Origin of the sequence: Paenibacillus jamilae, from assembly GCF_050482105.1 — a bacterium.
GTDB classification, from domain to species: domain Bacteria; phylum Bacillota; class Bacilli; order Paenibacillales; family Paenibacillaceae; genus Paenibacillus; species Paenibacillus jamilae_B.
The window spans coordinates 194,107-219,645 of sequence record NZ_JBCNHI010000016.1 but is presented as its reverse complement, the minus strand read 5'-3'; the positions used below and the strand labels follow the sequence as shown (position 1 = coordinate 219,645).

At 42.2% G+C, this 25,539-nt stretch carries 21 protein-coding genes, 1 tRNA gene and 1 other RNA gene; 19 read left to right on the top strand and 4 right to left on the bottom strand.

Going from position 1 to position 25,539, the window contains the following annotated elements; translation table 11 throughout:
* Positions 1 to 3: 3 nt before the first annotated feature.
* A complete protein-coding gene (gene clpP / locus ABEW32_RS14710) occupies positions 4 to 600 on the bottom strand; it encodes an ATP-dependent Clp endopeptidase proteolytic subunit ClpP (RefSeq protein WP_013368815.1) in 597 nt (198 codons plus the stop codon).
* A 208-nt stretch (positions 601 to 808) separates the two neighbouring features.
* Positions 809 to 883: transfer RNA gene (locus tag ABEW32_RS14705), tRNA-Arg, on the bottom strand.
* A 260-nt stretch (positions 884 to 1,143) separates the two neighbouring features.
* Between ABEW32_RS14705 and ABEW32_RS14700 the strand changes: the two genes are divergently transcribed.
* The 11 genes from ABEW32_RS14700 (at position 1,144) to ABEW32_RS14650 (ending at position 14,431) form a co-directional block, all read left to right on the top strand.
* A complete protein-coding gene (locus ABEW32_RS14700; protein WP_430188744.1) occupies positions 1,144 to 2,181 on the top strand; it encodes a sugar-binding transcriptional regulator in 1,038 nt (345 codons plus the stop codon).
* A 91-nt stretch (positions 2,182 to 2,272) separates the two neighbouring features.
* Positions 2,273 to 3,283, top strand: coding sequence for a type I glyceraldehyde-3-phosphate dehydrogenase (gene gap, locus ABEW32_RS14695; protein WP_013368817.1), 1,011 nt, complete (start codon positions 2,273 to 2,275; stop codon positions 3,281 to 3,283).
* Positions 3,284 to 3,406: 123 nt separating this feature from the next.
* Positions 3,407 to 4,588, top strand: a complete 1,182-nt coding sequence (locus ABEW32_RS14690; RefSeq protein ID WP_430188742.1) for a phosphoglycerate kinase — start codon at positions 3,407 to 3,409, stop codon at positions 4,586 to 4,588.
* A 59-nt stretch (positions 4,589 to 4,647) separates the two neighbouring features.
* The gene (tpiA, locus tag ABEW32_RS14685) at positions 4,648 to 5,400 is read left to right on the top strand and encodes a triose-phosphate isomerase (protein WP_430188741.1); all 753 of its coding nucleotides are present in this window, start codon (positions 4,648 to 4,650) and stop codon (positions 5,398 to 5,400) included.
* Position 5,401: 1 nt separating this feature from the next.
* Positions 5,402 to 6,946 (top strand): 2,3-bisphosphoglycerate-independent phosphoglycerate mutase, encoded by a 1,545-nt coding sequence (gene gpmI, locus ABEW32_RS14680; RefSeq protein ID WP_430188739.1) that lies wholly within the window; start codon positions 5,402 to 5,404, stop codon positions 6,944 to 6,946.
* A 63-nt stretch (positions 6,947 to 7,009) separates the two neighbouring features.
* Positions 7,010 to 8,296: a phosphopyruvate hydratase gene (gene eno, locus ABEW32_RS14675; protein WP_142614130.1), complete on the top strand. Its 1,287-nt coding sequence runs from the start codon at positions 7,010 to 7,012 to the stop codon at positions 8,294 to 8,296.
* Between the two features lie 331 nt (positions 8,297 to 8,627).
* Positions 8,628 to 8,861 carry a preprotein translocase subunit SecG gene (gene secG, locus ABEW32_RS14670; RefSeq protein WP_430188738.1) on the top strand — a complete coding sequence of 78 codons (234 nt, stop codon included), beginning with the start codon at positions 8,628 to 8,630 and terminating at the stop codon, positions 8,859 to 8,861.
* A gap of 188 nt (positions 8,862 to 9,049) precedes the next feature.
* Positions 9,050 to 11,662 carry a ribonuclease R gene (gene rnr / locus ABEW32_RS14665; protein ID WP_430188737.1) on the top strand — a complete coding sequence of 871 codons (2,613 nt, stop codon included), beginning with the start codon at positions 9,050 to 9,052 and terminating at the stop codon, positions 11,660 to 11,662.
* Between the two features lie 265 nt (positions 11,663 to 11,927).
* A complete protein-coding gene (gene smpB / locus ABEW32_RS14660; protein ID WP_007428162.1) occupies positions 11,928 to 12,407 on the top strand; it encodes an SsrA-binding protein SmpB in 480 nt (159 codons plus the stop codon).
* A 254-nt stretch (positions 12,408 to 12,661) separates the two neighbouring features.
* Positions 12,662 to 13,026: a transfer-messenger RNA gene (ssrA, locus tag ABEW32_RS14655) on the top strand.
* A 289-nt stretch (positions 13,027 to 13,315) separates the two neighbouring features.
* The gene (locus tag ABEW32_RS14650; RefSeq protein ID WP_430188736.1) at positions 13,316 to 14,431 is read left to right on the top strand and encodes a site-specific integrase; all 1,116 of its coding nucleotides are present in this window, start codon (positions 13,316 to 13,318) and stop codon (positions 14,429 to 14,431) included.
* A gap of 135 nt (positions 14,432 to 14,566) precedes the next feature.
* Here ABEW32_RS14650 and ABEW32_RS14645 read toward each other — a convergent pair whose 3' ends face one another.
* A complete protein-coding gene (locus ABEW32_RS14645) occupies positions 14,567 to 15,040 on the bottom strand; it encodes a hypothetical protein (RefSeq protein ID WP_430188735.1) in 474 nt (157 codons plus the stop codon).
* A gap of 340 nt (positions 15,041 to 15,380) precedes the next feature.
* On the opposite strand from ABEW32_RS14645, the gene ABEW32_RS14640 reads away from it, so the two are divergent.
* Together ABEW32_RS14640 and ABEW32_RS14635 are read left to right on the top strand one after the other, a co-directional pair.
* Positions 15,381 to 17,057: an Eco57I restriction-modification methylase domain-containing protein gene (locus ABEW32_RS14640; RefSeq protein WP_430188734.1), complete on the top strand. Its 1,677-nt coding sequence runs from the start codon at positions 15,381 to 15,383 to the stop codon at positions 17,055 to 17,057.
* A 23-nt stretch (positions 17,058 to 17,080) separates the two neighbouring features.
* On the top strand, positions 17,081 to 17,776 hold the full coding sequence (locus tag ABEW32_RS14635; protein ID WP_430188733.1) for a PaeR7I family type II restriction endonuclease: 696 nt from the start codon (positions 17,081 to 17,083) through the stop codon (positions 17,774 to 17,776).
* Between the two features lie 96 nt (positions 17,777 to 17,872).
* On the opposite strand, the gene ABEW32_RS14630 is transcribed toward ABEW32_RS14635, so the two are convergent.
* Positions 17,873 to 18,055, bottom strand: coding sequence for a helix-turn-helix domain-containing protein (locus ABEW32_RS14630; protein ID WP_400349268.1), 183 nt, complete (start codon positions 18,053 to 18,055; stop codon positions 17,873 to 17,875).
* 372 nt (positions 18,056 to 18,427) lie between these two features.
* On the opposite strand from ABEW32_RS14630, the gene ABEW32_RS14625 reads away from it, so the two are divergent.
* The 6 genes from ABEW32_RS14625 (at position 18,428) to ABEW32_RS14600 (ending at position 25,519) form a co-directional block, all read left to right on the top strand.
* Complete coding sequence (locus ABEW32_RS14625; protein WP_430188731.1) at positions 18,428 to 19,399, top strand: phage/plasmid replication domain-containing protein; 972 nt, start codon at positions 18,428 to 18,430, stop codon at positions 19,397 to 19,399.
* A 477-nt stretch (positions 19,400 to 19,876) separates the two neighbouring features.
* Entirely contained in the window at positions 19,877 to 20,476 is a 600-nt protein-coding gene (locus ABEW32_RS14620; protein ID WP_430188730.1) for a hypothetical protein, read from the top strand.
* A gap of 14 nt (positions 20,477 to 20,490) precedes the next feature.
* The gene (locus ABEW32_RS14615) at positions 20,491 to 20,775 is read left to right on the top strand and encodes a hypothetical protein (RefSeq protein ID WP_430188729.1); all 285 of its coding nucleotides are present in this window, start codon (positions 20,491 to 20,493) and stop codon (positions 20,773 to 20,775) included.
* Between the two features lie 4 nt (positions 20,776 to 20,779).
* The gene (locus tag ABEW32_RS14610) at positions 20,780 to 21,250 is read left to right on the top strand and encodes a hypothetical protein (RefSeq protein ID WP_430188727.1); all 471 of its coding nucleotides are present in this window, start codon (positions 20,780 to 20,782) and stop codon (positions 21,248 to 21,250) included.
* A gap of 42 nt (positions 21,251 to 21,292) precedes the next feature.
* Positions 21,293 to 21,637, top strand: a complete 345-nt coding sequence (locus tag ABEW32_RS14605; RefSeq protein WP_430188725.1) for a helix-turn-helix domain-containing protein — start codon at positions 21,293 to 21,295, stop codon at positions 21,635 to 21,637.
* Positions 21,638 to 22,453: 816 nt separating this feature from the next.
* A complete protein-coding gene (locus ABEW32_RS14600) occupies positions 22,454 to 25,519 on the top strand; it encodes a contractile injection system protein, VgrG/Pvc8 family (protein WP_430188724.1) in 3,066 nt (1,021 codons plus the stop codon).
* Positions 25,520 to 25,539 lie beyond the last annotated feature (20 nt).

The window sequence follows — 25,539 nt, the reverse complement described above, 5'->3', positions numbered from 1 at the left end:
TTCTTATACACCTTCTGGAGAGGAGCTAGTTAACACTTTATCAATAATACCGTATTCTTTGGCATCATCAGCGGACATGAAATAGTCACGGTCTGTGTCTTTTTCGATGCGTTCCAGTGGTTGACCTGTGCGATCTGCGAGAATGCGGTTCAACTTGTCACGCATTTTCAGAATGCGACGGGCGCGAATTTCGATATCTGTTGCTTGTCCTTGTGCGCCGCCCAGTGGTTGGTGAATCATAATTTCGCTGTTTGGAAGGGCAAAACGTTTACCCTTGGCACCTGCATTCAGCAAGAAAGCGCCCATGGAAGCGGCCATACCTACACAAATTGTAGAAACGTCAGGTTTAATGTATTGCATCGTATCAAAAATGGCCATACCAGCTGTGATGGAACCGCCAGGACTGTTAATATACAAGTGAATGTCTTTTTCAGGATCTTCAGCAGCCAAAAACAGCATTTGTGCAATAATTGAGTTGGCTACAACGTCATTGACGTCCGAGCCCAACAAAATAATGCGATCCTTCAACAATCTGGAATAAATGTCATAGGCGCGTTCGCCGCGGTTACTTTGTTCTACTACCATAGGAACATAGCTCACGTCAAAAAACCTCCCTTAAATATCATTAGTGGATTTGGTGGGTATGCCAATTACATACCCCTTTTATAAACTGTTACCGTAATAATCACATGATAAACAATTTCAAACAAAAAGTCAAAGAAAGTCAAACTATTGATTAAAAAAAAGAGCACTTAGCGCTCTTATTGGTTAAAAACATTATATGGAACAATTAGTCAATTGTATAAAATGGCGCGCCCGCGAGGAATCGAACCTCGATCTCAGGCTCCGGAGGCCTACGTCATATCCGTTGGACCACGGGCGCATAGTTAAATCAATACAGGCAACTAACTAATTAATTGGAAACAAAGATGATTATATGATATACAGCATTGAATTGCAAGCTTTTATTACGTGCGCATATTCACATAAAAAGTTGAGAAATATAGGTTCAGATAGACTTGCATGTGAAGCAAATATTGGGTAAGATATACGTGGGACTTAAAAAGTTATCCCGGGACATTTTAAGACCAGTTAGAGATATAGCATAGAGACAGAACTTAGAAGTGTGCGGGAGTGGAAAGCATGCGAAAGATATTAGAAATACAGAAGCAGCTTCTGCCCGACCTCATGGATGTTTTGAAAAAAAGGTACACGATCCTGCATCAGATTATGCTGTCCGAAGTTATTGGACGCAGAACACTGGCAGCTTCACTGGATATGACCGAGCGCGTATTACGCGCTGAGACCGATCTCCTTAAAGCGCAAGGATTAATTGAGATTGAGAGTGTGGGCATGAAGGTGAGCAAAGCAGGACTGGATCTGCTGGAACAGCTGGAGCCGATTGCGAACAACTTGTTCGGCCTGTCCCAATTGGAGGACCAGATTCGTCAAGCCTACGGCTTGAGGAAGGTGGTTGTCGTTCCAGGGGATTCGGATGCTTCACCGTTAGCGAAGCAGGAATTGGGCCGTGCTGGCGCAAAGGCGCTGCTGAGTGTTATGGATGACGAGGACGTGGTCGCTGTAACAGGCGGCACGACGATTGCCGATGTGGCGGAACAACTGACATTACCTGCTAACGGCCCGCTTAAAGGCGGATGGTTTGTACCGGCACGCGGGGGTTTGGGAGAGAGCATGGAAATGCAGGCCAACACAATTGCTTCCACGATGGCTCGCAAAGTCGGCGCTCAATACCGTCTGCTCCATGTACCGGATTTGCTCAGCAATCATGCTTACAACTCCTTGCTTGAGGATACGAACATTCAGGATATATTGAGCCTGATTCGAGAGAGTCGTATTATCATTCACGGGATAGGCAACGCCATAGCAATGGCCCACAGACGCAAGCTTGACCCTGAAACCTTTGCCCAGATCAGCAATGAGGGCGCGGTTGCCGAATCGTTTGGCTATTATTTTAACGAAGACGGCGTCGTTGTTCATAGAATGCTGACGCTTGGACTCCGTTTGGAGGACATCAGGCGTACGGAGACGGTGCTGGGTGTGGCTGGAGGCAAGAGCAAGGCGGCTGCTATTCATGCGGTATTGCGTTTCGGTCAGGAAGACATTCTTGTCACCGACGAAGGCGCTGCTGCCGAGATTGTAAGCCGTTATTTAGAAGATTGATATGATTTTTTAATAGTGTTGTCTTGACGGGCTTTCGGGTCTGTCTTGAATATATAAATTAAACTAAACGAACTTTGGGAGGAACTCACTCATGACAGTTAAAGTTGGTATTAACGGTTTCGGACGTATTGGACGCCTTGCTTTCCGCCGTATTCAAGACGTGGAAGGTATTGAAGTAGTAGCAATCAACGACTTGACAGATTCCAAAATGCTGGCACATCTGCTGAAATATGATACAACACAAGGTACTTTCCAAGGGGAAGTAGAAGTACATGATGGCTTCTTCAAAGTAAACGGTAAAGAAGTTAAAGTTTTGGCTAACCGCAATCCTGAAGAACTGCCTTGGGGAGACCTGGGTGTAGACATCGTTCTGGAGTGCACAGGTTTCTTCACAACTAAAGAAGCTGCTGAGAAACATTTGAAAGGCGGCGCTAAAAAAGTTGTTATCTCCGCTCCAGCTACTGGCGACATGAAAACTGTCGTTTACAATGTAAACCATGAAATTCTGGACGGATCTGAAACTGTAATTTCCGGTGCTTCTTGCACAACTAACTGCTTGGCTCCTATGGCTAAAACACTGCAAGACAAATTCGGTATCGTTGAAGGCTTGATGACTACAATTCACGCTTACACTGGCGACCAAAACACTTTGGATGCTCCACATGCTAAAGGTGACTTCCGTCGTGCTCGCGCAGCAGCTGAAAACATCATCCCTAACACTACTGGTGCTGCTAAAGCAATCGGTCTGGTTATCCCTGAGCTGAAAGGTAAATTGGATGGCGCAGCTCAACGCGTTCCAGTACCAACTGGTTCCCTGACTGAGCTGGTAACAGTTCTGGAGAAAAACGTAACTGCTGAAGAAATCAACGCAGCGATGAAAGAAGCTTCCGATCCTGAAACTTACGGATACACTGAAGATCAAATCGTTTCTTCTGACATCAAAGGTTTGACTTTCGGTTCCCTGTTTGATGCAACTCAAACTAAAGTTCTGACTGTTGGCGACAAACAACTGGTTAAAACTGTAGCTTGGTACGACAATGAAATGTCTTACACTGCACAATTGATCCGTACGTTGGAATACTTCGCTAAATTGGCTAAATAAGAAATTTCTTATCGAGCAACATCATAGAGCGGAAACAGGTGTTATTGTTTCCGCTCTTTATATATCAAAATGTGCCTTAAATTCCTGTTTCGTAAAATTATAAGGGTGCGGAGGAATATGGAGATGAACAAAAAGAGCGTACGTGATATAGAACTGAATGGAAAACGGGTGTTTGTTCGTGTAGATTTTAACGTTCCGGTTGAGGATGGTAAAATTACAGATGACAAGCGTATTCGCGAAACCTTGCCAACCATTAACTACCTGATCGAAAAAGGTGCAAAAGTTATTTTGGCGAGTCACTTTGGACGTCCAAAAGGTCAGGTCGTTGAATCCATGCGTCTGACTGCTGCTGGTGTGCGTTTGTCAGAACTGCTCAATAAGCCTGTTACTAAGGTGGACGAAGCAGTTGGTGAAGCTGTTAAAGCGAAAGTGGCTGAACTGAAAAACGGCGATGTGCTATTGCTTGAAAATGTACGCTTCTACCCAGGAGAAGAGAAAAATGATCCTGAACTGGCGAAGCAATTTGCTGAACTGGCTGACATTTTCGTGAATGATGCATTTGGTGCAGCACACCGTGCTCATGCTTCTACAGAAGGTATCGCGCATTTCCTTCCGGCTGTTTCCGGCTTGCTGATGGAAAAAGAGTTGTCTGTCATTGGTAAAGCTCTGTCCAATCCAGATCGTCCTTTTACAGCCATTATTGGCGGTTCCAAAGTAAAAGACAAAATCGACGTCATCGACAACCTGCTGAACATTGCAGATAACGTAATTATTGGCGGCGGCTTGACTTATACATTCTTCAAAGCTCAAGGTTATGAAGTGGGTCAATCTTTGCTGGATGAATCCAAACTGGACGTAGCTCTTGGATTTATTGAAAAAGCGAAGAAGCTTGGCAAAAACTTCTACCTTCCTGTGGATATCGTTATCTCTGACGATTTCAGTGCTACAGCGAACACAAACATCGTGGATATCGATGGCATTCCTGCGGATTGGGAAGGCGTGGATATCGGACCGAAAACTCGTAAAATCTATGCAGATGTAATCAAAAACTCCAAATTGGTTGTTTGGAATGGACCAATGGGTGTATTTGAAATCGAGCCTTTCGCTGGCGGTACTCGTGAAGTAGCAGAAGCTTGCGCAACAACAGAAGCATACACCATCATTGGTGGCGGTGACTCTGCAGCTGCAGCTGAAAAATTCCACTTGGCTGACAAAATGGATCATATTTCCACTGGCGGCGGCGCATCCCTGGAATTCATGGAAGGCAAAGCACTTCCAGGTGTCGTTGCACTTAACGATAAATAATCAAACGCATTGCGCGTAATAAAGGCTTTAGGGCACCTAATAGTTAGGAGTTGAAACCATTGAGAACACCGATTATCGCGGGTAACTGGAAGATGTTCAAAACCGTACCAGAAGCTAAAACCTTCATCGAAGAGATCAAAGGTAAAGCAGAGGTTGCAGGAGTGGAGAGCGTTATCTGTGCTCCATTTACAAATCTTCCTGCTCTGGTTGAAGCAGTAAAAGGTACATCTATTAAAATTGGCGCACAAAATCTGCATTTTGCAGAAGATGGTGCGTTTACAGGTGAAATCAGCGGCAGAATGTTGCAAGACCTGGGCGTAGATTACGTTGTAATCGGACACTCTGAGCGCCGTGAGTATTTCAATGAAACAGACGAAACAGTGAACAAAAAGGTTCATGCAGCATTCCGTCACAGCCTGACTCCAATCGTATGTGTAGGCGAAAAGCTGGAAGAACGTGAAGCAGGTCAAACCAAAGAAGTTGTAAAAGTGCAAACTGTAGCAGCTTTTGCTGGTCTGGCTAAGGATCAAGCGGCACAAGTCGTGGTTGCTTATGAGCCAATCTGGGCCATCGGAACAGGCAAATCCTCCACTTCGCAGGATGCGAATGAAGTGATTTCCTACATCCGTAGTCTGATTAAAGATCTGTATGATGAAAATACAGCCAATGCTGTACGTATTCAGTACGGTGGTAGTGTAAAACCTGAAAATGTTACTGAGTACCTGGGTCAAAGCGATATCGACGGCGCGCTTGTGGGCGGTGCCAGTCTTCAACCGGCGTCGTACATCGCGCTTGTTGAGGGGGCGAAGTAAGATGACAGCACCAAAACCGGTAGCTTTAATTATTATGGACGGATTCGGACTGCGTGACACTGTGGAAGGCAATGCGGTTGCACAGGCCAACAAACCGAATTACGACCGGTATTTAAAACAGTATCCACATACCACGTTGACGGCTTCTGGTGAAGCGGTGGGTCTGCCGGAAGGACAAATGGGTAACTCCGAAGTAGGTCACTTGAATATCGGCGCAGGTCGAATTGTATATCAAGATTTGACTCGTATTTCGAAGTCCATTCGTGAAGGCGAGTTCTTCGACAATGAGACATTGGTTAAAGCCGTGCAGCATGCGAAGAAGAACAACACTAAACTCCATCTGTACGGACTTCTGTCCGACGGGGGTGTGCATAGTCATATCAGCCATCTGTTTGCTATGCTAGACTTGGCTAAAAAAGAAGGATTAACTGAAGTGTACATTCATGCTTTCATGGATGGACGCGATGTTATGCCTGACAGCGGCGTAGGCTTTATGCAACAACTGGTCGCTAAAATTCAAGAAGTGGGCGTAGGCAAAATTGCGACTGTACAAGGCCGCTATTATGCTATGGACCGCGACAAACGTTGGGAACGTGTAGAGAAATCCTACCGTGCAATCGTATACGGAGAAGGCCCTCAATACACAGATCCAATGGAAGCATTGAAAGAATCGTATGAAAAATCAGTGTTCGATGAATTTGTGGAGCCAACTGTTATTGTGAAGGCTGACGGAAGTCCTGTAGGGCTGGTTGAAAGCAATGACTCTGTTATCTTCCTCAATTTCCGTCCTGACCGTGCGATTCAACTGTCTCAAGTATTTACAAATGCGGACTTCCGTGGTTTTGACCGTGGCCCGAAATGGCCTAAAAATCTGCACTTTGTTTGCCTGACCTTGTTCAGCGAAACGGTTGAAGGCTTTGTTGCCTATGAACCGAAAAACCTGGACAACACGTTTGGTGAAGTGCTGGTACAAAACAACAAAAAGCAATTGCGTATTGCTGAGACAGAAAAGTATCCGCACGTTACTTTCTTTTTCAGTGGCGGACGCGATGTGGAGCTTCCTGGCGAAACTCGTATTTTGATCAACTCGCCTAAAGTGGCTACATATGATCTGCAGCCTGAAATGAGTGCGTATGAAGTAGCGGATGCTGCTGTTAAAGAAATCGAAGCCGACAAGCATGATGCGATTATCCTGAACTTTGCCAATCCAGATATGGTTGGACACTCCGGTATGCTGGAACCAACAATTAAGGCAGTAGAGACGACGGATGAATGTGTTGGACGTGTTGTAGATGCAGTTAAAGCCAAAGGCGGTGTGGTAATTATCATCGCTGACCATGGTAACGCGGATATGGAAATTGATGAGCAGGGACGTCCGTTCACAGCTCATACAACAAATCCGGTTCCGTTCATTTTGACTGACGAGAATATTGTTCTACGGGAGCATGGAATTCTGGCTGACGTAGCTCCAACGCTTCTGGATTTGATGCAACTTCCGCAACCTGCGGAAATGACAGGAAAATCTATGATTGCATCCCGCAAGTAAGCTTGATTTAATAAGTATAGGCTTGACCAATAAATTATGAATTACAAAGGAGATTAAGTACAAATGACTATTATTTCTGACGTGTACGCTCGCGAAGTCCTCGACTCCCGTGGTAACCCTACGGTTGAAGTTGAAGTATATCTGGAATCCGGTGCAATTGGTCGCGCTATCGTTCCTTCTGGTGCCTCCACAGGTGCTCACGAAGCTGTAGAACTTCGCGATAACGACAAATCCCGTTACCTGGGTAAAGGCGTTCTGCAAGCTGTTAAAAACGTGAACGAAATTATTGCTCCTGAAGTAATCGGCTTGGATGCTGTCAACCAAGTAGAAATCGATACACTGATGATCAAATTGGATGGTACTCCAAACAAAGGTAAACTGGGTGCCAATGCAATTCTGGCTGTATCCATGGCTGTAGCTCGCGCTGCTGCTGAAGCTCTGGGCTTGCCACTGTACACTTACCTGGGCGGATTCAACGCTAAACAATTGCCAGTACCAATGATGAACATCGTTAACGGTGGCGCTCATGCCGACAACAACGTTGACGTACAAGAATTCATGGTTCTGCCTGTAGGCGCTCCTACATTCAAAGAAGCTCTGCGTGTTGGTGCAGAAATCTTCCACAACCTGAAATCCGTACTGAATTCCAAAGGCTTGAACACAGCTGTTGGTGATGAAGGTGGTTTTGCTCCTAACTTCAAATCTAACGAAGAAGCTCTGTCCACTATTATCGAAGCAATCGAAAAAGCTGGTTACAAACCAGGCGTTGACGTATTCCTCGGTATGGACGTTGCTTCCACTGAGTTCTTCAAAGATGGAAAATACACATTGGAAGGCGAAGGCAAATCCTTCACTTCTGCTGAATTCGTTGACCTGCTTGCTTCTTGGGTTGATAAATACCCAATCATCACCATCGAAGATGGTTGCTCCGAAGATGACTGGGAAGGTTGGAAATTGCTCACTGAAAAATTGGGTAACAAAATCCAATTGGTTGGTGACGACCTGTTCGTAACTAACACAGAGCGTCTGGCTAAAGGTATCGAAGAAAACATCGGTAACTCTATCCTGATCAAAGTAAACCAAATCGGTACGCTGACTGAAACATTCGATGCTATCGAAATGGCTAAACGTGCAGGATACACAGCTGTAATCTCTCACCGTTCCGGTGAATCCGAAGACAGCACAATCGCTGATATCGCTGTTGCAACAAATGCAGGCCAAATCAAAACTGGTGCTCCTTCCCGTACTGACCGTATTGCGAAGTACAACCAATTGCTCCGCATTGAGGATCAACTGGGCGAACTGGCTCAATACCACGGCCTGAAATCCTTCTACAACCTGAAAAAATAATATTGCGGAAAATTGCTGACAGCGTCTTAGACCTATGGTTTATGATCATGAAGTCTGACGCCCGAAGCCTTTACGCATGAATAAAACAGACCTGCTGGCTTTATGCAAGCAGGTCTGTTTTTTGTTATGAATAATACATCTATTATCTACAAAGGCTTAATAGCTAAGTGTCTTGTTGTAGCTGTTGTTATCTACTGGAAGCTGTGGTAGAATGAAAATAGTGTTTTGCGTTAATTTCCGGCTATTTATAACATGATATGTGCATGTTTTCATAAAAGAGGCTGTGTTGTTTTGCAAAACAGATGTATAAGCTCAGGAGGTGGGATTTTTCATGGAAATCTTTTTGAAAGTGCTGCTCGTTGTGTTCTCGATTGCTGTTATTGCGGTTGTTTTACTGCAAAAGGGGAAAAGTGCAGGTTTGTCCGGTGCCATCTCTGGCGGTGCTGAGCATCTGTTCGGCAAGACAAAAGCTCGCGGTATGGATTTGATTTTACAACGTGTAACTGCTGTTTTGGGTGGATGTTTTATGATCATTGCCGTTTTGGTTGCATTTTTCGCAAAATAAGATAAATATAAACCTTAAGCCTTCGTTTCACGGGAAACGGGGGCTTTTTTGGATTTTGGACAGGCAGGGATGCCGTCGATTAAATTCGTGTATACTAGGGTATGAGTATATGAAGAGCCTTGTATCAGGAACAAGGAACACGCGGATTTATTACTGAAAATTAAAGGTCACCCGAGGTGGACAAAATTATGATAACAGAGCAACAACTACTTGATTTCATGCGCGAGACCGCATACAAGCCTATGACATACCAGGAGCTGGAGCAACATTTTGACATTAAGGATGCAGAGGAGTTTCGTGAATTCCTTAAGCTCTTGAACGCATTGGAGGAAGACGGGAAAATTCTGCTGACCCGCACAAACCGTTATGGTGTTCCAGAGCGGATGGATTTGCAACGCGGGCGTTTGCAGGCCCATGCCAAGGGCTTTGCTTTTTTGATTCCAGAGGACCGGGAGCACCCGGATGTATACATTCATGCCAACGACTTAAAGAGTGCAATGAATGGTGATACGGTTCTGGTAAGAGTGACGTCAAAGGGACCTGCGGGTGGCCGATTAGAAGGCGAAGTTGTGCGGATCGTGAAGCGCGCAGTGCTTCAGGTAGTCGGTGTGTTTCAGAGCCACGAAGCATACGGATTTGTTTTGCCGGATGATAAACGTATTAACCGGGACATTTTCATTCCTAAGGACAGCTTCAACGGAGCTGTGAACGGGCAAAAGGTCGTCGTGCGTATTGTGAGCTACCCGGAAGGACGTGCAGCGGCGGAAGGCGAAGTGCTGGAGGTGCTGGGTCATAAGGATGATCCGGGCGTCGACATCTTGTCCGTTATTCGCAAGCATCAGCTTCCAGAAGCTTTTCCGGATGAAGTGATGGCGGAAGCGGATCAGGCTCCTGATGCGATTACGGAAGAAGAGATTATACGCCAGGGACGGCGTGATTTGCGCGATAAAATCATTGTTACCATTGACGGCGAGGATGCCAAAGACCTCGATGATGCGGTCAATGTAGAGCGCTTGCCGAACGGGAACTATCGTCTGGGCGTTCATATTGCCGATGTAGGGTATTATGTGCGTGAAAACTCCAAACTGGATCAGGAGGCATATAACCGCGGTTGTAGTGTGTATTTGGTTGACCGCGTTATTCCGATGCTCCCACATCGACTTTCGAACGGAATTTGTTCGTTGAATCCTCAGGTGGATCGACTGACTTTGTCCTGTGAGATGGAATTCAATGAGCATATGAAGGTCGTAAAGCATGATATTTTCACCAGCGTGATTAAAACTAAGGAACGAATGACCTATACGAACGTTCGCAAAATCCTCGAAGAGGAAGATGCAGAACTGATGGAACGGTACAAGGACCTGGTTGATGTATTCCGTACGATGAAGGATTTGGCACTGAAACTGCGTGCGAATCGGATGCGCCGCGGTGCGGTTGATTTTGATTTTGATGAGGCCAAAGTGATTGTAGATGAGGAAGGCAAAGCTGTCGATATTGTGAAAAGGGATCGTACGATAGCCGAACAAATTATCGAAGAGTTTATGCTCGCGGCCAATGAAACGGTAGCCGAACATTTCCACTGGCTTAAGGTACCGTTCTTGTACCGGATTCATGAGGACCCCGATCCAGAGAAGCTGCAAAACTTTATGGCTTTCGCAGCTAATTTTGGGCATCACATTAAAGGTCGAGGAAATTCTATTCATCCGCGTGCACTCCAAACGTTACTAGAAGACATCCAAGGTACGAAGGAGCAAACGGTGCTTAGCACGATGATGCTGCGTTCGATGAAGCAGGCCAAATATGATGCGGAGTCTACAGGACATTTTGGACTGGCTGCGGAGTATTACTCTCATTTTACATCGCCAATTCGTCGTTACCCAGACTTGGTGATTCATCGTGTTATTCGTGAGGTATTGGAGAATGGCGGGGCTTTAACTGCTGAGAGACAGGAATATTTGACTGCACGTATGCCTGATATTGCACAGCAGTCTTCCGAGCGTGAACGTGTTGCTGTGGATGCAGAACGTGATACGGAGCAAATGAAAAAGGCTGAATATATGCTGGATAAGGTCGGCGAGGAATTCGAAGGAATTATCAGCAGTGTAACCAGCTTTGGGATGTTCATTGAGTTGGACAACACAGTCGAGGGCCTGACCCGTCTAAGTGCGCTTACGGACGACTTTTATCACTTTGATGAGCAGCATATGGCCTTAATTGGCGAACGCACCTCCAAGGTATTCCGCATTGGGGATGAGGTTAAGGTTCGTGTTGGGCGCGTAAATATGGAGGACTATACGATTGACTTTGAGCTCGTCGATATGAAGCAACGGCAACGCCGTGAACGGACGGGGGGGCCGGGACAGCGCGGAGATTTTGCACGTGGCGAAGGTCATGGTAAAGGCAGAGGCCGAGAAGGACGTGACCGCAAGGGCGGTAAGGACAAGGCTGGAAGAGAGCGTAAAAGCGGCCGTGAGGCGGCTGGGAAGCCCAAAGAGGGCGGCAGCAACGGAGGTATCAGCATAGCAGGCCGTGCAGGCCGTGGTGGTGGAAACGGTGCCGGAACGGACTCGACTGGCAACTTCAGCTTTGGTAGTGGCAAGGGCGGATACAATTCGCCAGCAGCCGGTACAAGTAAGCGACGGAAAAAGACGTCTGCCAGCGGGATATTCATTGGAGATGCAGCTACCCCAGGTAGTGAGGCCAGACCAGCCAATGAAGGTGCAGCACGTCGTAAGCGGAAAAAAAAGGGCGGTAACGGCGGGAATAGCACCGCTGCATTTGTACGGAAAAAGAAGAAATAGGCTGAGATAACTTTCTTTTTAGGAGACTGGAGCTTCTCAAGAGCAGTGGATGATGCTTATGGAGGCTTAGGTATATGAGCGGTTTCTGTCTGCAGTAATGGATAGAAGCCGCTTGATTTTAGTGTGCTGTTTGTGTGAGTAAAAATGTAGAAGGCTTGGCCTTTCTTGCTTTTACCATCTGAAATTTGTTACAATATATTTCTAGGATAGCTCTTTGTAGCTGGGTTTCTAGATTGAATTAAGTTATTTAGAAGGAGTGGTATTCATGGGTAAGAAGGCAGACGGGAAAGTGCTCGCCCAGAACAAAAAAGCTTCCCATGACTATTTTATTGAGGACACCTACGAGGCGGGCATGGTGTTAACGGGAACGGAAATTAAGTCTCTGCGGAATGGTCGCTCTAATATAAGCGATGCTTTTGCTACGATCCGTAATGGTGAAATTCATATTCACAATATGCATATTAGCCCTTTTGAACAAGGTAATCGTAACAATCCGACCGATCCGACACGCACGCGTAAGTTGCTGCTGCATAAAGAGCAGATCCGCAAGCTTATTGGTCTGTCCAAACAGGAAGGCTACACCATCGTGCCGCTCAAGATTTATGTTCGCAACGGCTATGCCAAGCTGCTGCTTGGACTGGGTAGAGGTAAAAAGCAGTATGACAAGCGAGAGACAGCTGCCAAACGTGATGCACAGCGTGATATCCAACGTGCTCTGCGAGAGAAGCAAAAAATTGCGAGATAAACTGTCTGCTGATTAGAATGGTACAAATTACGTGGATAAGTTACTTGTTCCTGTAATGGTGCTATTTTATCGAGCTATAATGGCTTCAATCCGTTTCGTTATGACATGTAATATGTTATACTAACGAAGTAGTAAGTTTTCAATGCATCTTGATTTAACTTGGTTTGAATGTTGAATCTTAGGATTCAGCTTTTGATATTATGCACTTATGCTCCGGTATTTCCGGATTTATCCGTGGAGCCCTTTTATAATAAGGGGGCGTTTATGGATTCGACGGGGATAGTTCGAGCATGGGTAGCGGGTAGTGGGGACGCGTCCACTTCATCAACGCTAAAGCCTATTAAACGGCAAACAACAAAACAACTACGCTTTCGCAGCTTAATAACCTGTGAGCGTGCTCCTCTCCAGCATCGCCCATGTGCCGGATGTAGGGGCTAACCTATAGTGGGATACGCTGCCACATCTCCGCCTGGGGTGTGCTGAAGAAGACAATCAGGCTGACCCAACGTATAGCCGGTTACGGGGCGATACTCGGGTGACATCAAAACTGTGACTACACCCGTAGAAGCTTATGTGTCGTTATCTTCGGACAGGGGTTCGACTCCCCTCGCCTCCATACTGAAAACCCGCTCAATGAGCGGGTTTTTTGCTTATCTCGTCTAAAATTGTAGCCATTTAGTATCCACTGTAATATCTATATTGAATTTTTAAAAACCCAGTAGCCAGATGGCTACTGGGTTTTTATTGTTACAATATCTTTCTTTATGTTAATTTGTAATTGGATTCAGGACTCCTGTACGGTCAAGTGTTTACCGTGGTTCTAACGTGGTTCGACACTTTTACTATTTACGAACGCACGTTTTTGTTCTAAATTGTTTATCAATAAGACAAAAAGGGTGGGTTAAAAAATGATGAAAGGTATTATTAAAACGGAAAAAGGCAATTATAGAGCAACATTTGATCATGGAACTATTAATGGTCATAGGAATAGACACTACAAAACTTACAAGACACTTGAGGAGGCTGAAAAAGCTCTAACAGAGTTTAATTATAACAAGCAGCGAAATTTGTTAGTTACTCCGAATAGGATGACCTTGGTTGAGTTTATTAAACATTGGATGGAAAACTATGTGAAATACAACTGTGAAGAAACTACGAAGTACGGATATACAAACATCATTAATAAGCACATTGTTCCTTACTTCAAAGAGCTTGAATTGCAGAAACTTCAATCATTTCATATACAGCAGTATTATAAATTCTTGATGGATGTAAAAGGATTATCCCCGAACACAGTTATCAAGCACCATGCTTGTTTGCGAAAATGCCTCAAATTCGGTTCTGTACATCAATTTGTGCATCGAAATGTTGCTGACGCGGTTGAGCTTCCTAAGAAGAAAAACTTTGAGGCGAAATATTATACTATAAAACAACTGAAAGTATTGTTTGAAAAAGTGCGTGATCAAAAGTTAGAAGTTGCGGTATATTTGGCGGGCTACTTAGGACTTAGGAGAGAAGAGGTTATCGGGCTGAAATGGAAAAATATTGATTTAGATGATCGAATCATAAGTATTGTTGAAGTACGGACATCCGCAGGTAAGCAGGAAATTATTAAGCAACCTAAGACTGAAGAAAGTAAAAGAAGATTGTTTATTCCTGATGAGTTGCTTGAAGTGCTAATCAGACATAAAGAAAAACAAAAATATTATAAAAGCATTTTGAAAAATGAATACGTAGATTTAGATTATGTTTACACGAAAGACAATGGTGAGCTCTATAGAGTTAATACTGTTACTGAACAATTCAAGATGTTTTTGGAAAAGAATGATTTACCTCCCCTAAGGTTTCATGATTTGAGACATTCTGTGGCAAGTATATTGTACGATCAAAAAGTTGATATTAAGGCGATTTCAGAACTCCTTGGCCATTCCGATATAGCGACTACGGAAAAAATATATACACATCGGTTCGATAAAACGCACAAGAAAACTGTCAATGCTATGAGTATTGCATTAAATGCATAAAAATAAGCTCTCCATTCTTCTGAAGGGCTTTTGTTCGATCAATACTTCTTGTTAATAGCCTGATAGTTTATTCTATTTAGTGTTGATGATACAAGAAGGTTTCATTCCTAATATTGATCTGCAAAAATTCTTTTTTTATAAGTCTTTATTTATAAAGTTATCTGAATTGTCAAAGAACTTTTCAGCTCTTTCTTTTGAGATTCGAGCACTGCTTTTTCCAAACAAAATATTCTTCAAACTGGGGATTAGTAATTCGTATCCCCGCTTATCATACTTTTTAGCATATCGAATCAAAGCCATATCAATTCTATCCAAACGCTGGGTTATGCTTGATCCGACATGTTTTGGTCTATCTTCCGGCACCAAATTCAGGTCTGCAAATACACCTCGAATGCCATCATAGACAAACTCGGCATGGTAATTTTTTTGAGGTATCTTGATATTACGGGATTTTTCGTACACATCCTGTATTTCACTTTCTGGTATTTTCCCCTTCAATACATCTTTTTCGTAAGCCCAGAAAAACCAATCCGGATCAATAAATAACACTTGCGGCAAGGTTTTTCCTTTATGTCTTCCGAACCCTAACACAGACCAATTCACCTGCATCACTCTCTTCCCTAATTAATGGGCTTTGTATATTTTAATCACCATAATAACATATTCTTTGTTGTTTAAGTGTCTTACCAGGAGGTAATACTCCTACGGCTACAATTCCGGTAGTACCCCGTCTTAATAATTTCTCTTTTAATATCCGTCCGTTACTACAGTAAAAATCATTGTCACCGTCTAACAGAGCCGGATAAAAAAGAAATAAGAATTTTTGTATAGCAAAACATAATTTTCACATATCATTCCAAAGTCGTGAAGGTTAGTATTAGACAGTCTGTCATGTGGTAAAATAACATGTAAGTAAATAGCCATTTTGTGAAACGAAAGGGGTAACATTTTGCTTGAATTGATAGACAAAAAACGGAGTGGGTCTTATTATACAAAGCCTGAAATCGTATCCCTCATTCTTGATTTAGTGGGCTACACAATTGATAAGCCTTTATTTAACCAATCCTTGCTTGAACCTTCAACTGGAGCGGGTGCGTTTTTAGTAGAGGCTGTTGATCGTCTATTAGATTCTACAGAACATCATCATGGGAAAGAAGTATTCAGTAATGATAAAAAGATCTTTAGTATACTTTCTAAAGCAATAACATCGATCGAAATCGATTCCAATAAATATTCTACATTATGTGATAATTTCAAAAAACTTTTATGTAATAGAGGCTTGTCGGATAATGTTAGCGAGAAATTAGTAAAAGAGTGGGTTATTAATGAAAATTTTTTGCTTTGGAACAAGCCAGTAGTTCAAAGATATAACTACATTGTTGGAAATCCACCATATATAAGAATTGAAAACGTAGAAGATGGATTAGAGAAGAAGTATCGAAATCTGTACAAGACACTCTTTGATCGAGCAGACATATATGTAGCCTTCATAGAGCATAGCCTTGAGTTGTTAGATAGCGGTGGTAAATTAAATTTTATATGCACTGATCGATTTACGAAAAACCAATATGGTAAAAAGATTCGTAATTTCATAAATGATAATTTTCGGGTATTACATTTCATGGATATTCATAATTCGCAACCATTCGTGGAGGAAGTATCAGCCTACCCATGTATTTTTACAATAGAAAATGCCCAACGAGGGGCAGGTAGAACATTAAGGATGGATTGTGTAACGAACTCTTATTTAGATACAGCAAAAAATTATTTGCTATATGGAAAACAACCAACCACTGGAGATGTGGAGACACATAAAATAGATGAATGGTTTAAAGGAACAGATCCATGGATTGTTAATGGGAAAAATGCACAGTTAATTTTAAATAAATTGGAAAAAGAGCACCCAGTAATAACGGATGCACCACATTTTATCCACGTAGGTATTGGAGTAGCTACTGGTGCTAAAGATGTCTACGTTATTAATCCAAATAAAATTGATATCGAGCCAGATATCCTTCTTCCAGTAGTTACAAAAGATGACATTGCCAAGGGGATTATTGAATGGCGAGGGTATTATGTGATAAACCCATATCTTGAGGATGGCTCGTTGGTTAGTCTTGATGATTATCCCAAATTAAAAAAACATCTTATTAAGCATGAGGAACTTCTAAAATCAAGAAGTACAGCTAAAAGTAATCCTACCAAATGGTACAAGACAATTGATCGAATCTTTCCTGAAAGGTTAGAACAACAAAAGTTACTTATACCAGACATTAAATCCAAGAATTTGATTGTTAAAGATAAAGGCGAATATTATCCAGAACATAGTCTTTACTATGTTACAGCGGGTTCGTGGGATATCGATGCATTACAAGCAATTTTGGTCAGTTCGGTAGTGAAGTTTTTTATTTGGTCCTATGCCACAAAAATGCGTGGAGATTATTTGAGATATCAAGCACAGTATCTAAAAAAAATTCGACTTCCTTCCGATGTATCTGAAAATGATGTGTATAATCTAAAGAGACTTCATCAAGAAAAAGATTTTGTAGGGATTGATCATATTGCACAACGCTTGTTTAATTTGAGTGACGAGGAATTGCTAATCATACAAGATCTCGTCCAATAAAATGAGGTGGCTTTGATTTGTGGATGCCAGAAGCAAATGAGATTCAAATTATGACTCAGGAAGCCTTAAAAGCATTTTGGGGCGTAAGAACTAATGGAGTTCTTAATGGTCAGACAATGGATGGATTTTCAGATATGTTAAGGTATATTTTAGATTTGAACGGCATTACAGAGAGTGAGATTGTAATGGGGAGATCAGCTAAACTTCCTGGTTACTTTAGAATGTCAAAAGATTGGGATATGGTTGTCCTTAAAAGGTACTCAGACGGATCTCAAAAACTCCTCGCAGTTATTGAATTCAAGTCAATGCATGGTTCAGTAGGAAATAATCTTAATAACAGAACAGAGGAAGCTGTTGGTAGCAGTTATGATTTATTAAAAGCATTTGAGCATGGTGCTTTTGGTGTATCTCGTCCATTTTTGGGATATATATATGTGATGAGTGACCATGTTAAAAATAAAGGTGGATTAGATCGAAAAGGAATGCTATTTAAGCCACTTGAGGAGTATATGGAGTTTCCAAGGACTAAGAAACCTGCTAATTACGAAGAACGGGCTGAGCTTTTTATGGTAAAGATGGTTCAAGAACAATTATATGATAAATGTGCTCTTATAATTTCAGATATTGATAATCATGGGGAATATCGCACGCCTAATCAAGATTTATCAATAGAACTACTTGTCCGATCATTGGTAGGTCATATTGTTGCAAATCAGTAAAATGAGCACAGCGGATCGACAAATGCATATGAGAACTGTCAATGCAATCAGAGTGGCATTGACATGTGAAAAAAACCCACGTATGGAGGGTTTTTTTTATGAAGTGATAATTTGTTGTTCGATCCATAGTTCGAGTTCAGCTCTCGGTATCCTGTTTTGTTTACCTATCTTAACGTGTGGTACGCCACCGTTATTGATCAGATCATACATAACATTTCTCCCGACCCGTAGGATGCTTCTCGCCTCGTCAACTGTCAGCAATTCATAATTTTTCTCCACTTTATATCACTCCCGTTTATTATTCCTTGGTGGTAAGCCTTATGTCATTACTATAAATGATAAGCAAGTTGTTTTGGCCAAAAAGTGGTTCGATAGTGTTCGACTGTTTTGATTGTTACAGATAACTCAGATTGAAACTTATGAGTTATCTTTTTTTGTTGAACAGCATTAGTCACCGTTAATTGATTAATATTGGCATCGGACTGACTATTATATAATTTGACCTCAAAATGGTCTGTCTGAGGGACAAAAAATGATGTTCGGATCGCTAAAAAAATAGCAATTGAAATGCTGAAAATTCCTTGCGGCAATTGGCTTTAAGCTGTTTTTGAAATTGAATTTAATTATTATAAAGAAGGAGTTGGTATCCACATGATTCATACGGCAAGACTTTTTGTGCAGTTATCTGATGAAGAGGTAGTTGGTGTAAAGCGAAGATTTAAAGAGGACATAGCGTTGGTGCATGAAATTATTGATGGTCAATTTGAAGAAGTATTCGATACTGATATTACAAATAAGTTCGGTACATGGTACTTATTTACGACAATTGATGTAGTTCAATTGTTAAGGAGAGGCATCGTCTTGGAGAACGATTTGTCTACTATTCAAAAAGCACTGGATGCATATCTTTATTTTGTTCTTGGTGAAAACGATAAGGAATTTACGCTTTGCCGAATTGACTATCGATTCGATGCCGTAATTGCTGATGCTGCGGAGCGGCAGGTTGTGTTAGATCTTTTGAAGAAGTCGATTGATCGATTTGGATATAAGGTGAAGAGAAATATATACGGCACGACTTTGTATTACAATTCAAAATCGATTGTTATCTGTGTCTATGATAAAGAAGCCGAGCGTCAGGATAAATGTAAAGTCATAAAGAAATATGAAAAAGATGTCTTACGGGTAGAAGTACGTCTATTAAATCGGCATATGAATTACATGAAAAGACATTATAGGTTAGACAAAAAAATGGGCAATTACTTCAATCACGATTTTTGGATTAAGTACATGGCGAATAATATTATGCCGATATTTCATTCTGGTAATTTTTATACGAAGGCTGAAGCTTTCAAAATAATAAAACGAAGCGGATTGAAAGAGCAGGAAAAAACAAAGGTAAGAAAATTCCTTACAGATGTAATGAAGCTTGGTTTCGATGGGATCAAGTCATTAAAGAGGAAAAAACCAGGATGCAAATTGAAACCTGCCTACAGCTCATATGTAATCAAAGAGAATATAAAAAGATTAGAAGCATTGGGAATCAATCCGCTTCTCGTGGAGAAAAACGATGAGGTAATTTTAAGTCGAGATATGTGTATTCGGAATCCATTTTATTTTGGTTAACGTAGTGGACTCTAATGAATAATTCAATGATTCGTATCTATAATGCAATATGCAAAAAGAGGGACGTGGTACAGTATCGTAAACATGGAGCGATCGTCAAAATCAATAAGATTTTCCTACATCTCATAGAATTGTAGCAATGGGACGAGGGAATAGCGGGAAGAGGGACTTCGTTCACGGGGAGTCTTCCGTCTCACCTTCACCCGTTGGGTTTGGTTCAACTGGAAGCTCCATTCACTCCGTTACAATCGCCTGTGGCGACCGTTCGGGCTTTGCCGCTCACTTTGGAACGGAGTGCCGTTCACTTCGTCCCTAAAGGCATTTGGACAGCTCTCCGCTGTCCAATGTCTCTTGCAGAGACAGAGGCATGTTGTCCAGTCCTTGACTGTCCAAGTATCAGGTAATATGCATGTCCTGTTACCAGCCCATCCAAATTACCTGATACCAAAATAAAGTGAAAAAGAGGAGGTGCATCAAATGGCAAGACGTTCAAAACCGTATATCACACAATTCTTCAATCGTGACAGATTAGCATTTACAGCATTGTCCAGAGTGGGGCATGCGAATAGAGAACAGCTAAACGGCGTTGGAATTGCGGACTCAAGACTTAAAAACTATGTTCGTGATGGCTTAGTTGAAAAGGTGTGTTATAAGCAGGGGAATCAAGTAGAAGAGTGTTATAAGCTTGCCAAAGGCGGAAGAGAACTTGCAAAACAGCAATGGGCTTTGAATAACCATTATCACGCTCAAAGTCCGAGGCATGATTTAGCATTAGCCAGAAAGTATTTTAGCTTACCTGAAGAACAGCAACGTACATGGAAGACGGAATCCGAATTGAGGGAACAATTCATAAGCAAGATAGAGCAATTAAAAATAAACAGAGTAGAAGAGGCTAATCGATATGAACAGATGCTTGATAGGGGTTTACTGTCGTTTCCTGATGGTTCTTATATTAACGACCAGAATGCAGAGGTTGTTTATGAATCGATTACGAACAACTACGGAGTAACAGAGTTGCTGTCGAAAGAAGTATATGTAGAGATTATGAAATGTGAATATGAAACAATACGGGTTTAGAAGGAGGCGGGAGAATGACTAATAACGAAAAAGAAGCGATATGTCAGCAACATAGGATTTACTTGAGTATCATTTATAGTTTAGGAAATAAGGTCATTGTAATGAAACAGCTCTTTGCATATGCGAAGGCTTTAGGAATAACAAATACGTACTCAGTCTTCTTAGACCATATTCATGAGCTGGTTTCAGCGGAAATAATAAGACAAGAGGCTTTTACAGCATATAACAAAACTACTTCACTACACATGCTTACGCTTAGAAAATTTGGTATTCGCTATATTAGTGGAATCGGATGGTAGGATTTTGAATAGAGAGAAAGAAGAAGTAGGGAAGCAGGAAAATCCAAGTGCATTTAAGACGGGACTTGATAAAGTTTACTACACGCCCTTTTATGAGATTCTTTCTCGTTTTAGTCATTGCAATTTTGGGACAATTGACTGTTATATTGAGGACAACACTTTCACCATCGATAAGAACAACAATCCATTGTTAATTCGCTTATTTGTTGTCTTTGTTTTCAGTAAGTTATTTGAGCTTGTCGTGACGGTGGAAGGTGAGGATTTCCTTGATGCAAGAACAGAAAAAAGATGCTATAAGTTAGTTATTGAGTCATGTGAGATCCAATTGAAAATCATGGATTACCTAATTTCTATCTATCAATCTGATATGCATGACACATTTATGTATAGAAATAAGAGAATGAAAAAACTTCTTAAAGGTATGAAGCGTTCGCTACAAGAGGAATTAGGGAGCGTACGGAAAAATATAAAGTAGTATGTTTTAATATTAAATGCAAGGAAGGGTAAGGAGAACAAGATGAGGACTGGATTTTACGAGTACAAAGAAATCATCACCCAAAATTTGATTGTGTTTATACGTTTAAGGGGATACTCGAAACTGTCATTATCTAAACAAACAGGTTTATCTCGCCTCACTATTGACCATATTTTGAATGGAGAAATAACTAATCCATCTGTTTACAATTCAAATATCGAAAAAATCATTCAGACCTTTGATTTGCCTAATGACTACTTCCTAATAAATCAAAATGATCAAATATCTTTTGCCCCTAAAACTTATTCTCAGCAAAGTTTAACTGTTCAGGAGTTATTTGATGGTTTAGACAATGTGATGGATATTTTTTCGATGTATTTAAAGTGAAGAAATTAAGATACAGATTAGACTCAAATAATTTTTAACGTGCTTTGCTTTGGAATCCCCTCGATTTTATGTAGCCAAGGTGTAGCCAAGAGGGGTAAATCACTTTGATTCCAAATAAAATTAATAAACACCAACTAACAAATCAACACCGTTAAAACCTTTCTGAAAAAGGCTTCTTGGTACCATTTAGTACAAGTTAAAACCAATTAATAAGTTAAGGACAACAGTTCGACTCCCCTCGCCTCCATTTGAGTAAGACAAGAAAGCCATCAGCCAGTGTTTCTGGTTGGTGGCTTTTTATTATCATTTATTGTTTAGAAATCAGTCATTAATCAAGCGATTCCACGCTACAATATCCACTCTTTTTACATGCGGATACGCCTCATATTTTCTAAGAAATCTTATTGAAAATTTCCCATGCACAAAGCACTTCTTGATAGTCCAACGTCCTCTTTAGCGATATGCTTTGAAGCAAAGGAAATAATAGTTGGCTTCAATAAGTTCACTCTTTTGGGACTAGGTAGAACCAATGTGAATGTGATTCGCTATTTTAATATTTCTTTTCTTTTAGGGGCAAGACGGTTTTGGGGAGCTTCATGCATTCATTTGTTAGCCATGTTAATTCAAAATAACAGAATGGATGGGGCTTTCTGTAAACAAAATCTTTATTCTATCCGATACATACATAAGAATGGTTTGCTGTTAAAAATAACCTATTAACCTCATGTTTGAATGGTGTGATAGCTACGAACACATGTAAACACAAGGTGGCCCGCGAACGTGCCTTGTGCCGCAGGAAAGGAGATATGAAAGCATTTGGACGTACTGCAAAACGGAATAGGGTATGAAAGTCTACGCTTATACGGTCCTTTTCAACCTCAGCATATGGAACAATTGCGAATTACCAGGGCCGTTAACGATCATGCATACCTGTATGTGAGCGGGATGCTGTCGGAAGAACAGGGGGCCGCGTGTGTTGGACAGGACATGGAGCAGGAACCGATTGTTATACGTCAGTTAGATGAGCAAGGGCAGTCGCTTAGATGTTTATTTCATGGGTTAATTACACGCATGTCTGTGCACTGCATACGGGGAGTATACACTTTTGAACTGGAGGCGGCCTCGCATTCCTATCAAATGGATATCAAGAAGAAAAGGCGCTCCTATCAGGATATTCACCGTACTTATGATGATCTGGTCACTACAATGGTTCGGAAGTATATGTATGGGGATGCCATTGATACGGTGACTAATTATGCTAAATTAGGTACTTTTGTTTTACAATATGAAGAAACCGATTGGACCTTTTTAAAGCGTCTTGTCTCTCGCTTTGGTTCGGTACTTGTACCGGAGATCACGGCTGCATCACCTAAGATTTTCTTTGGGATGCCAGAAGGCAAGCAGTATAAGGTGGAGCGAGATGTATTTTATAGGGTACGGAAAACATTTCATGAGTTAGATACAGGAAAATCAGGGGAACGTGCTGGCGCGTATGTCACCTACACGATTGAAAGTCTGCAATACTATGCACTGGGTGACTTGATCACGTTACCGATCGGACAAGATAAAGAACTGGTTGTTGTTCGGGCAGTGACAGAGTTAAAGGACGGTTTACTCCAAACTCGTTATGATCTCCAAGCCGAACAGAATATTCATTATGCTCGGTATGAAAACGATCAAGCTATCGGGATTTCACTCACGGGAACGGTGCTGAAGGTACAACAGGATTTCGTACAACTTCAACTGGAAATAGATCCGAAGCAAGACCCAGCTAAAGCTTGTTGGTTTCCCGTAGCTACCCGTTATGTCGCGGAAGAACATAGTGGCTGGTACGACATGCCTGAAGTTGGGGAACAAGTGGAGCTGTATCTGCCTACACACCGTGAACAGGAAGCGTATGTGGCAGATTCCTTGCGACAACATCGCCACGCTAATGGACAGCCAGATGTGAAGGCATGGGAACACGTACAAGGTAGTGGCATCAAAATGCCTGAGCAGGAACTGATCCTGTCCACTTCCGATGGGTTTTCGATTACACTGCATGATGATACGGGCATCACCGTCAACAGTCCGGGGAATGTACGGATTCAAGGCGGTCATGTAAAGCTGGATGCAGGTCAGGAACTATCACTGGAAGCTGGAACCGCACTATACTTAAAAGGCGGATCCAGCAGTATGGTGCTAGATGGTGAGATGGACACCAAAGCGCCAGTGATTAATCAGGAAGGTACGGTGAAAGCTCCGGTTTTCGTAGCTGACCTCCCTCCTGTACCCGAGCCGCCGTTGATGAATATTAAGGCGTATGAGGCAGCGCAATCGGCAGCAGCTAACGCTGCTTCTAGAAGTACAACTTCTACTCCTACGGCAAGGGTTACAAGTCCAGCGGCGCTTCAACAGGCTAACGCATTGCTGGGTACAGTATCTAAGCTATTAGGCTCCATTCCAGTAGTAGGGAAAGTGGCCAATGTGATGTTGAATACGTCGGGTGGACTAGCAGGTAAAGTGGTGGCAACGGTTTCACAAGTAACCGCAGCGATTCCTGTTCGCAGCAAAGGAACGCCTACCCTGGGAGCGTCTAAAGAAGTAGGGGTACATCCGTTAAAACATTTGGCAGGTCTGGCGCTTCAAGGATTGATTAGTCAGTATGAGCATGAGCAAGCGAAACAAGCCTATTATAGCAAGTGGATTTTAGGCAAAGTATATACGAGCGCACGTCATGTGGCCCATTCCGGTGGTCCTCTGGAGCTCGTTCAAAACTTACTGAAAGAATCGAACACTATAGTTCATGCTTATCAGCAAATTCCCACCGAGCTGAGACAACGCTGGAGGGCGAACTACGACAGTTACATGGCTCAACAGCCGCAGCCGAAGCAAGAGGAAGAATCGCAGTCCTGGTGGGATCTTATGGCGGCAGTCCAGCTCCAGAATGCGGAAAATGAAGCAATTATGGCGAAGCAGATGGCGAACGAGTTGGAGTATGCCGCAGATGTGGGTGGAGAAGTTGTACTAGGAGCAGCAGCAGCGGTTGTAGAAGATTATTCGTTCGGATTAATGAATAAGGAATATACCTCAGATCATCCGATGGCGCGTAAAACAGGTGAAGTGATCGGACATTCTTTGACAACTGTAGCCGGAGCTGTAGAAACGGTTGGTGCTGTGACGGAAGGATTCTTAGGTGGTTTGGTAACAGCTTCAGGAGTAGGGGCACCTGTAGGCGTCCTGGCTATGGCACAATCTGCCCTTTTGGGAGCACATGGGACAGCGGTAACGTATACCGGAGCATCCAATAGTGTGGAAAGTGCTAAGGATCTTTATCGAATGTCTAAAAGCGAGGGCCCAAATAGTTCAACGCCGTCTAAACCTTCTGGCGGAAAGTCAAGCAAGAACGAAGGAACACCTGGCTCACAGAAGCCGAGCAAACCAAACGAGAAGCTTCCTGAAACTAAGGGGACAGATAAACCTAGATGGGATAGTAAACCAGAGGGTATGGATCAAAAAGATTATATTTCAAATAACGGAAACAAGTATAGTAAGGAAAAAAGAACCGAAGCTTATAATAATAAAGAAGGGAATTGGGCATCCGCTTCTAATTCAGCTAACTCTAAGGCTTCGATTGGAGAAAAAGCACTGAAAGACGTGAGCAAAAAATGGGGCCAAAAGGGTGTAGATGCATTTAATAAAGCTGCTAACAAAGGTATTGTAAGAGCACAGAAGGAGAATGGAATCAAGATATTAAAAGGAAAGGGTATTAAGATAGGAAGTAAAACATATACACATGAAATCAAAGTAACCAATACTGAGTACGGGGATTATAGAATCTATGGATACAAAGGAGAAAATGGTGAATTAATTTTTGATTTATTCGGTAAAGGTAGGCATTAAATATAGACTAAAGGGGCAGT